Raw genomic sequence first — 13,426 nt, forward strand, 5'->3', positions numbered from 1 at the left:
AAGTAACCACAAAGTAGATGACTCTGAGTAAGCTCAGCGAGCCTTTTGAGATAATTTGGATATAAACATTAAACATATAAATAACTGAGCAAAAAATGAACTACATCGCCCCTTCTTTTACATTGTTCAGTACGTTAATCTTACTACTTTCGGTTAAACCAACATTATCGATTTGTGCTAAAAACAACGATAAAAGCTGGCGTACTATTGCTACATTTTTACTCTTTTTAATTTTTGGTTCAGTTACTTATACTATTTTACTTTTATTTTCCCCCTTCAGCCTATTAGAGCTTTTTATCGCTCCAATTTTCGTTATTGGTAGTTTATTTACTCTATTCGTAACGCACCTTAGCTTAAAGAGTATTAACCAATACCAAATCATGGCAATAAATGAACGCTTTAACGCTCAACATGACACACTAACAGGGCTCAAAAATCGCCAGTTCATGTGGCAACACATTAAACTTAAAACCCTGAGTAAACAAAAATTTGCCTTAATGCTTATCGATCTCGATAACTTTAAGCAAGTAAATGATGCATTTGGTCACTTAGCAGGTGATGCTTTATTGAAAGCCATGGCTACCCGTATTCAAGCAATATTTAAGAAAAAACACACAATAAATAATAGTGTTGAGCTTATTCGATTGGGCGGTGATGAATTCGCTATCATTCTAGATTACACAAAGAAAAATGAAGTTACCGACTGTATTCAGCTACTACAAAACATCTTAAAAAAACCTTTTTTCATTCGTGGAACTATGGTTCATATTCAAATGAGTATTGGTATTGCCTGTTACCCTGAGCATTCTTGCAGTATCACTGAATTGATAAAGTCGGCAGATGCGGCCATGTACAAAGCGAAGAAACAAGCGTCTGGTTTCTGTTTTTACTCAATAGATTACGAGCGAAGTTCTATACAGCACATTCAGCTTAACGATAAAATTCGCAACGCACTCGCTAAGAATGAATTTTCATTGCATTACCAGCCTATTTTTGAAAATGATGGTCGAACAGTTTATAGCTTAGAAGCATTAATTCGCTGGCAACAGCAAGATGGTAGTTATATCTCTCCTTCTTTATTTATTCCTGTCGCAGAAAAAGCGGGGCTAATTTCATCCATCACACAATGGGTGATCCACGCTGCTTTTACTCAGCTTGAAATATGGCAAGACTCAGGACATTACCGACACATTCAGATTAATTTATCTGCGTGCGATTTACAAAATGATGGCATTGTTGATTACTTAAAAGAACAATTGGACACTTTTAATATAAACCCCAATCAAGTCATATTAGAAATAACAGAAAGTGCCATGATTGCTGATATTACCTTGGCAAAAAATGCACTCAGAAAGCTTTACGCACTTGGAATTACACTAAGTGTTGATGATTTTGGTTCAGGTTATACATCATTGACTATGTTAAGTGATATGCCAATAAAGCAGATAAAAATTGATGCTCAATACGTGATTGAGATGAGTCGTAAGAATAATAATTTTGCCATCATTTCATCCATTGCTTTTCTGGCGAACAGTATCGGTGCTAAGGTCGTTATTGAAGGTATTGAAAACCAAAAAGTACTGACTAAAGTTTCAACATTAGAAACCGCCCTGTTACAGGGTCACTTCCTTAGCCATCCCATGAAAGCAGAACAACTTGAACCGATGTTTTCATCAACAATTAAAATAATGAGCTTACAACCTTAGAAGCCGATTGGAATAATTGGTTTTTTCATGATTTCTGATTGAAAGCCTGACAATACTTCGGGTTTTAGCCTACAATGTTCAGCTAGAAAAATGATTAGGTGTTTACATGAAAATTTGTGCTGTTGAGTTACGAAGCAACGAGGCAATTATTTGCCTTCTTTCTCTAAAAGATGGTCTGTTCGATCTTCCTCAGTGTCGTACTCAGAAGTTCATCATGCAGGACTCTCTTGATAACGAACAAATGAGAGATTTCCAATTCGCATTTAAAAAGCTATTGGATGATTACAAAGTTGAGCGTGTTGTTATTCGTACTCGTGAAACACGTGGTAAGTTCGCAGGTAGTTCTGTTGGCTTCAAACTAGAATCAGCGATTCAGTTAATTGAAGGTCTTGAAGTAGACTTCATGACAAACGCTGACATTAAGCAAAAGCTTAAGCGTAATCCGATGGGAATTGATTTCCGTGCAACGGGTCTACGTCAGTTCCAAGAAGCGGCATTCACAACAGGTTACGCTTACCTAGGTAAGTACTAATCGATTAACGCTGTGGCTGCAAAGTGGATGTGTTAACCGACACATCGACTATAAGAACATATGAAAAAGGTACCGCATAAGCTGTACCTTTTTCTTTTGTGGGTATTCAATGATTTGATTGAGTTGAACCTGCGACTAATCACGCCTCAAAGGTCGAATCACCGATTCTAACCCTTCAATTTTAAAGTCCAGTGCCAATGCCATTAGCGTGCCTAGCTCTCCCTCAGGGAACCCCTGCTTTCGAAACCACAGCAAATATTCTTCAGGCAGGTCGATTAATACTCGTCCACTGTACTTCCCAAATGGCATCTTCATATTGGCCAGCTTGATTAGGTGTTCTTTTTGAAACATATCTTTATTTATCCACATTAAACTGATGCTAGGATCTCTAAGCACTTACACTGCTGTAACTGCTTGTATGCGAATATTATACGCTTGCAGTCCATTGATGACTAACCAACGGCTTACCATTTTGTGTTACGGTACCGGTGTACACATCACCCGCGATTATTTTACCCACACCTCTGGGTGTACCTGTCATCACAATATCGCCATCCGTTAATGCCATGAAACTTTGTATTTCAGCTAATATCTCATCTGGCTTATATAGCATTAACTGAGTATCACCTTCTTGAATTAACGTTTCATTGATACTTAGCGTTAAAGCAAGTAAAGACGCTTCAGGTTGTAATGACACAAATTCACTGAATACGGCAGAACCATTAAACGCTTTGCTTCGCTCCCACGGCAGAGATTTCGATTTTAAAACATTTTGTACACTGCGCTTTGTTAAATCAATTCCGAACGCCACAGCACTGAACTTACCATTTTGATAAAGGAAAGAGATCTCTCCTTCATAATGCAGTTCATCACCATTATGTAATGCAAGTAAGGATGAAGATATAGCAGAGTTAGGTTTTACAAATAGCACCATTTCATTTGGTACTTCATTACCCAGTTCATGAATATGCTCTACATAATTTCGCCCAACACAAACCACCTTACTTGGTGTTATAGGTGCTCCATCTAACGTAATTTGATTCATTCTAATCCCTTAATAGTAACGACTGTCACTCTGCTTTAAAGGCAACGATATCACTAAACACATCAATACCACTAAATACATCGATACTCAAGCAAGCGTATAACACGCAAGATTAACAGTCTATTCAGGGTATTGAATACAGAAGAAAGCACATTGAGTTACTTTGGCAGATCTAGAATTATGCACTTATTGCTTAGATCCAGTGTTAAATATCGCTATAGCAAAAAACCGCAGTCTATTTATTCAATCGACTACGATTTTTTACAATGAGGTATATGGTTTCACAGTAATAGCGTTAGTTTTTTTTCATAAAAAAGAGCTGCACGTTTACAGGTACGCTTGTCGCGATAGAATTAAGCTTTGCCACTTGTTGTAATGCGGCAACACCACCATCTAGCTTAAAAGCCGCAGAATCAATCACTATAGGGTTAATAGAGTTAACTTGTAACCCACCATTTTCAAGCCCTGTCACTTGCAAGCTAGCCGTTAATAGTTGTTTCTTACCGTGTAAATCGAGATCAAATTCAACCTCAATCGGCATCGTCTTTCCAGCAGACAAACCTGATAAGGCATCAGAATCTACAGTCGCGCTTAGAGTCGCAACAGGGAATTGTTCTGTTTCAAATAGCATCTCTTTCATTCGATCATCACGAATTGATATCGCAGTATCGATGCTAGTAAGATCTATCGAGATTTTAACGTCACCTTTATCAGTTACTGAACCACTCACATTTCTAAATTGATGCACTTCTATTACTGCTGCATTTTTTACCGACATAAAGTTAATATTCGAACCTGTCGGGCTAAGTGTCCAATCAGCCAACACCGATGATGAAAAGCTGACTAATGCGATACCTGTTGATAGAAATATATATTTTAAAAGCTTCATAAACCGCCCTGTGATTATTTAAACTGATTTCATGACTATAGGCTAAAAATAACCCACCAAAGCCTTTTCATCTAATTTTTAGACGTCACTCTAATTACGAAACTCAAATTTTTGCCACAAAAAAGCCTGCAATCATGCAGGCCATTTATAAAAAAATATGAAGCAATAAGCCTTTACTTGAACAAAACCTATTAGCTCGCTTTCTTTAATTCAGATATTGACACTGATGACGGTAACAACTCATCAACAATCAATTTCAATAAAAAGGTTTCACGTTCTATCGACATGCCTTTTTTATCACTATTGGCGATCGTTTCTTCATTATGGACAATTGCTTCATGAATATTCATCCAAACAGGTTTCATCCCATTTTTGATTTCATAATCTTCAAAGCGTGTTTCACCTAATTCAGCATCAATGGTACATACAAAACAATATGATTCCATATGAACGATATCAAATTCAGGCTTATGCCAAGGTCGGTATTCTTCATAAATACCAAATGCACGGATATCACGAATATTTTGCGCACCCGTTTCTTCTTGAAGCTCTCGAATCAAACCCATTTCTGCATCTTCACCGTCATCAATACCACCACCGGGCAAGGTGTAATCATGGTAACGAGCGGTATAAAGCATAAGGATATTTTCACCGTCAAGAATGATACCGCGAGCCGCTTTACGATAAAAAACAGTGCCATTTAAACCTACAATATCAGGGTGCACAGAAGACTTTAATAAACGCATAGCTTGTAATAATGGCATTAATTTTGTCGCCTAATTCAATTCGAAACGAGAAAAGTCGGCTATTCTAACGTAAAAACTCACTCGTTTCAGATAATCTGTAAAATGCCGTATTACCAACTAAACAATTTTTGAAAAAAACCTTCCACACTCTTAACGCAACTTGGTTGTAGGTTTCCTTTCGGATCCCATGCTGGCAACTTACTTTGCCCCACACAACTGGCTGAATATGTGCCATTCTGTGATTGACTGTAAGTGAAGTTCGTAATTTGAGCCGGGCGACGCAACACTAATGCTTCAGGATCACGCTGCTTAATATAATCAGAATACAATCTTAGAGCTCCCGAAGAGCCTGTTAGATTAATGCCTTTATTATCATCTCGTCCCATCCAAACAGTAACAACTTCTCGTCCATCGATACCAACATACCAACTATCTCGACTTTTATCTGTTGTGCCTGTTTTACCCGCTAAATGTGATGAGGGAAACTGCGCGTTCAAATAGCGACCAGTACCAGTCGAAACTACTTTTTGCATACCATACATCGTTAACCAAGCAGCTTGTGCAGGTACTGCTGGTGATGATTTTGGCCAATGTTGATAAATGATATTGCCTTTACCATCTGTTACGGCACTTAATGCCGTAAGGTCGGCTTTATGACCACCACTCGCAATAGTTTGATACATCTGAGTCACTTGTAATGGCGTTAATGTAAACGCGCCCAATAACATAGAAGGTAACTTGGGCACTTCTTTTCGATCAACACCCAGCTTATCAAGTGTATCAATCACGGTATCGAGCCCAACAGCTAAACCAAGGTTCACGGTGGGAATATTGTAAGACTTAGCCAAAGCCTGATACAACGGTACTTCACCGCGATATTGGCGATCATAGTTACGTGGCGACCAATTTTCGCCTTTTGCCCCTTTTAACGTAAGCGGTCGATCTTTCAAGCTTGTTGCGAGAGAAAAACGTTCTGGCTGTTCAAGTGCAGCAAGATAGATGGCAGGTTTAACGATAGAACCAATCTGGCGCTTGGCATCAATTGCACGGTTAAAGCCAGCATATCCCGGACGACTTCCGCCTACCATTGCTCGAATTTCGCCAGACATACGATCAGCAATAACAACGGCAGTTTCTAGTTCTTTACCTGCTTTTTTCTCTAATTTGGGCACCGTTTGTCGAACCGCGAGTTCTGCTTTTTCTTGCGATAAAGGATCGAGCGATGTGAATAACCGTAAACCTTTATCAGGCTGATAATCATCTCCAACATTCGCTTTTAGTTCTCGTTTAATTTGCTCAAAATACGCAGGCTGTCGATTAGCAATCTGACCTTTTTCTTGTAAATCTAATGGTAACTGTATTGCGGCTTCATAATCTGCCGACTCTAGCTGTTTTGAATCAACCATCAAACTGAGAATTAAATCACGACGTTGTTTCGCACGCTCAGGGTATCGCCATGGATTATAATATGATGGACCCTTTACTAGCCCCACCAACAAAGCTTGCTGATCGACACGTAACTCAGACAAAGGGCGTCCAAAATAGAAACGTGCTCCCAACGCAAATCCATGAATAGCATCTGCCCCACTTTGTGCTAAATACACTTGGTTTAAGTAACCATCAAGGATCTGATCTTTGTCATAACGATAGTCAATGATTAACGCCATGTACGCTTCTTTAAATTTACGCCATAAACTACGTTCGCTACTTAAGAAAAGGTTTTTAGCAAGCTGCTGGGTAAGTGTACTACCACCTTGAACGGTTCTACCCGCTTTTAGATTAGCTAAAAACGCACGCGCAATCGCAACAGGAGACACACCATCATGCTCATAAAAATTGCGATCTTCCGTAGTAAGTAAAGCTTGAATTAATGGCTCCGGCATTTCATCTTTCGGTAAATAAATACGCTGTTCTTCGGCTTTTGCTTCTAACATACCCAGCATTTTAGGCTCTACACGAAGAAAGCCTAATTCTCGGTTTGACTCGACTTCTGAAATGCGTTTAATCGATGCATAGTCAAAATCAACCACAACATGCCGAGCACCTTCAACGCCTTCTTTAAATTCAAAAGGACGGCGTACAAATTCAACGCGCTGACGGCTTACCGAATACTCACCACTTTGCCTTGGCGCAGCGACTTTTCTGTATTTTAAGACTTTAAGTTCGTTGACTAAATCATCAAATCGAATCGGGGCACCCGGTTGCAGAGTCAGTTCTCTCGCATAGACAACCGAAGGTAACTGCCAAAGCTGCCCTTCAAATTTATCGCTTACGGTTTGGTTGAGTGAAAACCCCATCCATACAATGCCAACCGTACCCATTATTAGGGCACCAATCAGCGTACGCTTAACCCAGACACGTTTCGACTTCTTTGACGGCGTAGAAGGTGGTGGTGGTGAAGGTGACAGCTTCGAGTCTAATGACAATGATTCTGCTTGTTTGTTTAGATCCGGTGAGGTTTGGGATTCAAGTGGTGTGTTTGGATCACGGTGTTTGTGTTTATCTGACATAGTCATAAATAGTACTTATTACTCAGATAATGCCTGAGTCTTACCCTGCTGTGTTAATGGCTCCACAATCTATTGAGGGAGCTCTAATGGGCGCATAATAAGAAATAAGCGCCCTATAAATGTCATGCTTTTGTCAGAGCACGATGTTGCCAAGATTTGCACAGACCCAAGCACTTTAACGTCACTTGGGTATAATGATGGTAATTCAATAGAAAATCCCTCAAAATACGCGCCCGTTTATCGTTAATACGATGAATAACATCCTGTCTTTTATTGAACAATTGCTGAGAATAACTATGGAACGCGACTACAAACTTGAATGCCTGTTGACTATGCCACGCCACGAGCTAGAAGAATTTAGTCACCGTGTTATTAGCCGTATGGTACCTGAAGAGGTTATGCAGGAATTGTTCACGTTCGATCAAGAAGAAATCGATAGTGACGAGCGTATGCGCTCTGCTCAACTAGATGCCATGTTACGTATGACATCTATCGCATTAGGTGAAGTGAAAGTTGCGTTCTCTGATTCAGAAAATGCAAATCAGAATGCTATTCGTATGACTCGCCTTATTCTATGGCACTTTTATGCGATGTCATTCAACCTTGAAGCAGCAGTCACACTTGAACAGCACTGTGAACAAGTTGAAGTTATTTTAGTCGATGCACCTGATAATGCTTTTGGATGGATTAAAGTACTGACTGAGCTACTGCACAAATATGCGGAACTCAGCGAAAAGAAATAACAATCACTGAATTTTCCAGAGCAAATCTAACAAAAAAGCCGCATCAGCGGCTTTTTTCATGGAACAACGCAACATAATAAGACAAAGCTAACAGGCAATAGATGCTTGATGCTGCAAGATTAAGTCATTCATTGCAGATTCTGCACGTTGCTGAGCATGCTCTAGGGTATCTTCATGGATCATTGGCTCTACAACTTCGTAGTAGCATTTTAACTTGGGTTCTGTTCCAGAAGGGCGCACTACAACGCGTGCCCCACTGTCTAGATGGTAAATCAATACATCACTCGCGGGTAAATCAATATTTACAACCGTTCCATCTTGAAACGTTCGCTTAGATGACTTCAAATCATCGGTTTGCAAAACAGTTTGACCTGCAATCTGCATTATAGGGTTAGCCCGTAGCTTATCGCCAATAGGCGCCGCCGCTGGGTCTAATGCAATACTTCGCTGAGCATTAAGGTACAGACCATGCTCACGATAAATAGCCTCAAGCTGATCCCATATTGTTTGACCATTACTGGCTAATTCTGCGGTTAATTGGGCAAATGCCACCAAAGCCGATAAACCATCTTTATCCCACACCTCACTGCCGACGGTATAACCTAAGGCTTCTTCATAAGCGAACAAGAATTGGCTGGTTTCTGTTTCTTGTTGCATGCCTACATTCGTTAACCATTTAAACCCCGTTAGTGTTTGATAAAAATTAGCGCCAGCAGATTTCGCTATTTGCTCTAATAAGCTTGAAGATACGATAGTAGCACCGACTAGATTTTGCTCAGCTTTTGCATGCGATAACAAATAATGACCAAAGAGCACGCCAACTTGATCCCCCGTTAGCATTTTGTATTCACTATTATCTAGCTGTACAGCAACAGCAAAGCGATCAGCATCCGGATCATTCGCACACGCTAAAGTCGCACCATGTTTTTTGGCTTCTGCTATCACCATATCCATCGCACCTGGTTCTTCAGGGTTGGGGAAGTTAACCGTTGGGAATGCACCATCAGGCTCACGTTGTGCAGCGACACTGTACACATGATTAAAGCCTGCATCGTGTAACAGGGTTTCTGCCATATTGGCACCGACACCATGCATGGCGGTATAAGCAAGGCTAATGCCATCAGGTTGAGTATTATTTGAAAGTAATGGGTTTTCATTCATGGTTCGACGATATTCTTGATAGAAGTCATCATCAAGCCACACTAATAGCCCTTGTTGGTGGGCTATTTCTAAATCCATTAAATGCAGTTCTTTTTGTGCGGCCAGATCAATTTCAGCGGCAATACCGGAATCATGCGGAGGAATAATTTGCGCCCCATTGCCCCAATATACTTTAAAACCATTGTAAGCTGGCGGGTTATGACTAGCGGTTACCACAATACCTGCTGCGGTGCCTAGGTGCTTGACGCCAAATGCAACTAGAGGTGTTGCCGCAACGCGTACCGTAAGGTAAACCTTTATACCATGCGCCGTTAACGCTGATGCCGCATCGCAAGCAAATTGCTTTGAGTCGGGTCTACCATCGTAACCAATCACCACCCCTCTAAATTCAGCGTCATGTTGTTGTGCTTTTAAATAATGCGCTAAACCAATGGCAGTTTCTTGAATCACTAAACGGTTCATTCGATTAGGCCCTGCACCAACAATCCCTCTTAACCCTGCTGTACCAAACTCTAAACGACCGTTGAATCGATCTTCTAACTCGGCTGACTCTTGCGAATCAATCAGTCGTTGTAGTTCATCTCGAGTGTTAGGATCAGGGTCTCTTGATAGCCAACGAGAAATTATAGTCTTCATTCTGTCTGTTCCTACTACGTTAATATCTTACCAAAATACCATAAATGATATTCATTCGCATTTGGTTTCTTTGTATATACATGTTAATAATTGAAACAACAAATCAATTTCGCTAAATACAGTATAGAAGTTATCGTCACAACCAAAAATGAAGATAAAGCTCACCTTAGCTAACTCGGTATTTTTACAATTGAGCTAAGTAAAAACACCCCGTCTTAAACCTTAACAATGACTAAAAAAGCCGACATAATTGTTAATTAAAACCCGCAAAAATATATTTTTTCTAGTTAATTCAACTTTTTAACCGTACAAAAGTTAAATTCAAATAATAAGTGAAAAACGCCTAGCTTTTAAGGCAAAATAATATGAAACCCAACTAGTATTGAATGTGAATATTCAAATACTAATTGAACATTTTTTATATTTAATAACAGACAGTTAGAATTAATATTATTGAAGTGTCAAAAAAACACCACAAAAAAATATGGGTTGAACTATTGTTAAATTAGCTTGGGTTATTAGACAAGCAATATTAAAAACTTACAGGAGTATTACCATGCAGAATTTCAAACAGTCTCTAATCGAATTTTGGAAAGACGAAGAAGGCTTAACAACGGTTGAGTATGCTATTGCAGGATCACTTGTTGGGGCAGCTGTTGTTGGCGCATTTACTTCTCTTGGTGAAAAAGTTACATCTTCAGTTAACGCAATGGCAACTGCTATTTCTTAACTTCAAGTTTACTATTAATTTGATAATTAAGTAGGCTAAGCATATGAATCTAGTGATTCTTAGCGTTGTGATTTATTCTGCTCTTTATGATCTTAGAGAGAATAAAATACCTAATAGTGCTGTTGTTATTTTAGCATTATTTGGGCTAACTCAAGCAATAATTTCATCATTATTCATAGGGTCACTAGATTTTCATCACCTTACCGATGCCTTAATAGGGTTTATAGTCGGCTTATTGGTTTCTATTATATTGCATTATCTAGGTCTATTTGGAGCCGGTGATGCAAAATTACTCGCAGCACTGGGTATTGTGGTTGGTTTTCCAAACATATTATTATTAATTTCGATGTCTGTTATTTTTTCCGGGGTACTATCATTATTATTAATGATTTGTAAGCACGAGTTCATACCCAATTTTAGACGTTGGGCGAATATTATTTTTTATCAATTCTATCAGTCACCTCAATCTGATTCCATTGCGGTAAATGCCGTTCCTATGGGTGGTGCTATTTTACTTGCTACGCTCTATTGCGAATTTTATATGTTTTAACATTAATAAAGAGGCTAATCTATGACACATCCTGCTTCTTCTGCTATCACTGAATCAACGACTTCGAATAACTTGCTTCCTAAGCCTCGAACCATTGAACAGACAGGTATTCCTCCACGATTACTTGAGAGTTTACTGTTAAAGCATTTATCACAAGCCATTGATTTAGATGTACCTCACCTTTCACGGTCAATGGCATTACCCGGTAATCTTATCGATATTTTAGCGCAAAAGCTCAAGGCAGAAGCGCTTGTTGAAGTACGGTCTGATTTAAGAATAGATAAAGGTATTCGGTATGCATTAACCAAAAAAGGTATGCTATATGCCCAACACGAACTACAACGCGATGGGTATCTTGGGCCGACCCCTATTCCTCTTTCACTTTATAAAAAGATTGTTACCTCACAAAGCTTAAATAAAGAATCGGTTACCCCTGATAGTTTAAAAAAAGGGCTAAGCGATTTAATATTGCCAGAAAAATTGATAGGTCAGTTAGGTCCTGCACTTAACTCTGGACGAGCCATCTTTATTTACGGTTTACCGGGTACGGGTAAAACCTATGTTTCTCGTCGCCTTGTAAGAATGTTCAAATCCAATGTCTATATTCCTCATTCAGTGTGCATTGGACATCAAATTTTACAAGTTTACGATCCGATTATTCATGAAAAAGTTAACTCGGCTCCAATAACGCCAGGAATAACATCAGCACCCAGTTTACGCCTAGATAACGGGCATGATGAACGGCTACTTTTATGTAAACGACCTGAAGTCGTAGTCGGTGGTGAGCTAACCGATAAAATGTTTGAGGTATCTTATGACATGGCTCATAAGATAAACCGCGCCCCGCTTCAAATGAAAGCCAATAATGGCATTTTTCTTATTGATGATCTTGGTCGTCAAAGAGTCTCTGTTGATACGATACTAAATCGCTGGATTGTTCCTTTAGAAGAAAAAATTGACTATCTCGCCATGGCTTCAGGTGAACATTTTGATATCCCATTTGAACAAGTATTAGTTTTTTCATCTAACATTCACCCAGCCAAGCTTGCCGATGATGCATTCCTTAGACGAATTGGGTACAAAATTGAATTTGAGCCCATATCGGTTAATGACTATCAATATCTTTGGCAACAACAAGGCTTACTTCATGGGTTAAACATCCCAAGTGAAAGCCTTAACCATGTAATAGACACATTGCACAAGAATTATAATATTCCGTTATTGCCTTGCTACCCAAGGGATTTGGTGACCATGTGTCGCAATCAAATTGATTTTTTCCAGCTTGATAAACATATAACGCCATCACTCATTAATAGTGTATGGGGCAGCTATTTTGTTGATCGTGCTGAGCATGATGTATTAGGAGGTACACATGGCTAAAGGCAAAATATTTCTGACCTTATTCATTTCAATCATGATGGGGCTTGGGGCGCTGATATTGGCTAACAACTGGCTACAATCAAAACAAGCCAACCTCAATTCGCAAACCAAACCATCAGAACCCGTTACTCAGGTTGAAGTTCAAATAAAAGAAGTCATGAAAGAAGAACCTAAAGTGCCAAGAGTAACGGCTCAACAAAGAATTCCGCTTGGCACAAAAATAGAGGCAAAGCATCTTAGTATTGAATATTACCCGACTGATTTAGTGTCGACTAAGGGGTATGAAACACCAGAACAGGTAGTCGGTATGCTTGCTCGGAATGAAATATTTGAAGGTGACCTATTACGCAAAGAACGCCTTGTAACACCTGGGGAAGGAACAACGCTTGCCGCTTTAATCTCACCGAATATGCGTGCCGTTACCATTCGAGTCAATGATGTTATTGGTGTTGCTGGCTTCTTATTACCCGGCGATTTTGTCGATGTTATCTATACCAAAGAAAAATCAAACAACGCTGTAACAGTATTAAAGAAAATTAAAATTCTCGCCGTTGATCAAACCGCCCGAACAGATGATTCAAAACCCGTTATTGTACGCGCTGTCACACTAGAATTAACGCCTAAACAAGCTGAATCTTTAGTCACAGCCAAATCTAAAGGCGAATTACAGCTTTCATTGCGTAATCCCAATGATATTGAAAAAATTAAAACGAAACGTGTTTATCGCCGCACAACCGATGCAGTAACCATTATAAAAGGGACTGACACAAGTCGTGTCAATGTACGTATATAGTCACA

Annotated in this window: 13 protein-coding genes; 7 read left to right on the forward strand and 6 right to left on the reverse strand. The window is 39.4% G+C overall.

Features of this window, described 5'->3' with window-relative positions:
- Positions 1-95: 95 nt before the first annotated feature.
- A complete protein-coding gene (locus tag C9J48_RS05005; RefSeq protein ID WP_006229338.1) occupies positions 96-1,706 on the forward strand; it encodes a putative bifunctional diguanylate cyclase/phosphodiesterase in 1,611 nt (536 codons plus the stop codon).
- 106 nt (positions 1,707-1,812) lie between these two features.
- Positions 1,813-2,238, forward strand: a complete 426-nt coding sequence (locus C9J48_RS05010) for a DUF3010 family protein (RefSeq protein ID WP_006229337.1) — start codon at positions 1,813-1,815, stop codon at positions 2,236-2,238.
- A gap of 135 nt (positions 2,239-2,373) precedes the next feature.
- On the opposite strand, the gene C9J48_RS05015 is transcribed toward C9J48_RS05010, so the two are convergent.
- From C9J48_RS05015 to mrcB, 5 genes are all read right to left on the reverse strand, one after another.
- On the reverse strand, positions 2,374-2,589 hold the full coding sequence (locus C9J48_RS05015; protein WP_036802952.1) for a DUF3820 family protein: 216 nt from the start codon (positions 2,587-2,589) through the stop codon (positions 2,374-2,376).
- Positions 2,590-2,665: 76 nt separating this feature from the next.
- Complete coding sequence (locus C9J48_RS05020) at positions 2,666-3,283, reverse strand: fumarylacetoacetate hydrolase family protein (RefSeq protein ID WP_006229335.1); 618 nt, start codon at positions 3,281-3,283, stop codon at positions 2,666-2,668.
- 295 nt (positions 3,284-3,578) lie between these two features.
- Entirely contained in the window at positions 3,579-4,172 is a 594-nt protein-coding gene (locus C9J48_RS05025) for a YceI family protein (protein ID WP_107281060.1), read from the reverse strand.
- A gap of 191 nt (positions 4,173-4,363) precedes the next feature.
- Entirely contained in the window at positions 4,364-4,918 is a 555-nt protein-coding gene (locus tag C9J48_RS05030) for an NUDIX hydrolase (RefSeq protein ID WP_036802948.1), read from the reverse strand.
- 110 nt (positions 4,919-5,028) lie between these two features.
- Entirely contained in the window at positions 5,029-7,428 is a 2,400-nt protein-coding gene (gene mrcB, locus C9J48_RS05035; protein WP_373456037.1) for a penicillin-binding protein 1B, read from the reverse strand.
- A gap of 296 nt (positions 7,429-7,724) precedes the next feature.
- Between mrcB and C9J48_RS05040 the strand changes: the two genes are divergently transcribed.
- Complete coding sequence (locus tag C9J48_RS05040; protein WP_006229331.1) at positions 7,725-8,171, forward strand: hypothetical protein; 447 nt, start codon at positions 7,725-7,727, stop codon at positions 8,169-8,171.
- Positions 8,172-8,258: 87 nt separating this feature from the next.
- Here the strand turns inward: C9J48_RS05040 and C9J48_RS05045 are convergent, their stop codons facing one another.
- Positions 8,259-9,968 carry a phospho-sugar mutase gene (locus C9J48_RS05045; RefSeq protein ID WP_006229330.1) on the reverse strand — a complete coding sequence of 570 codons (1,710 nt, stop codon included), beginning with the start codon at positions 9,966-9,968 and terminating at the stop codon, positions 8,259-8,261.
- Between the two features lie 556 nt (positions 9,969-10,524).
- Between C9J48_RS05045 and C9J48_RS05050 the strand changes: the two genes are divergently transcribed.
- From C9J48_RS05050 to cpaB, 4 genes are read left to right on the forward strand one after another with little or no spacing between them, the layout of a single operon-like run.
- The gene (locus tag C9J48_RS05050; RefSeq protein ID WP_006229329.1) at positions 10,525-10,698 is read left to right on the forward strand and encodes a Flp family type IVb pilin; all 174 of its coding nucleotides are present in this window, start codon (positions 10,525-10,527) and stop codon (positions 10,696-10,698) included.
- 43 nt (positions 10,699-10,741) lie between these two features.
- The gene (locus C9J48_RS05055; RefSeq protein WP_006229328.1) at positions 10,742-11,248 is read left to right on the forward strand and encodes an A24 family peptidase; all 507 of its coding nucleotides are present in this window, start codon (positions 10,742-10,744) and stop codon (positions 11,246-11,248) included.
- A gap of 21 nt (positions 11,249-11,269) precedes the next feature.
- Positions 11,270-12,628, forward strand: coding sequence for a DUF8689 domain-containing protein (locus C9J48_RS05060; RefSeq protein ID WP_006229327.1), 1,359 nt, complete (start codon positions 11,270-11,272; stop codon positions 12,626-12,628).
- A complete protein-coding gene (cpaB, locus tag C9J48_RS05065; RefSeq protein WP_006229326.1) occupies positions 12,621-13,421 on the forward strand; it encodes a Flp pilus assembly protein CpaB in 801 nt (266 codons plus the stop codon). The genes C9J48_RS05060 and cpaB overlap by 8 nt, the downstream gene beginning before the upstream one ends.
- Positions 13,422-13,426: the final 5 nt, after the last annotated feature.

It is taken from the genome of Photobacterium profundum (assembly GCF_003026285.1).
Classification (GTDB): domain Bacteria; phylum Pseudomonadota; class Gammaproteobacteria; order Enterobacterales; family Vibrionaceae; genus Photobacterium; species Photobacterium profundum.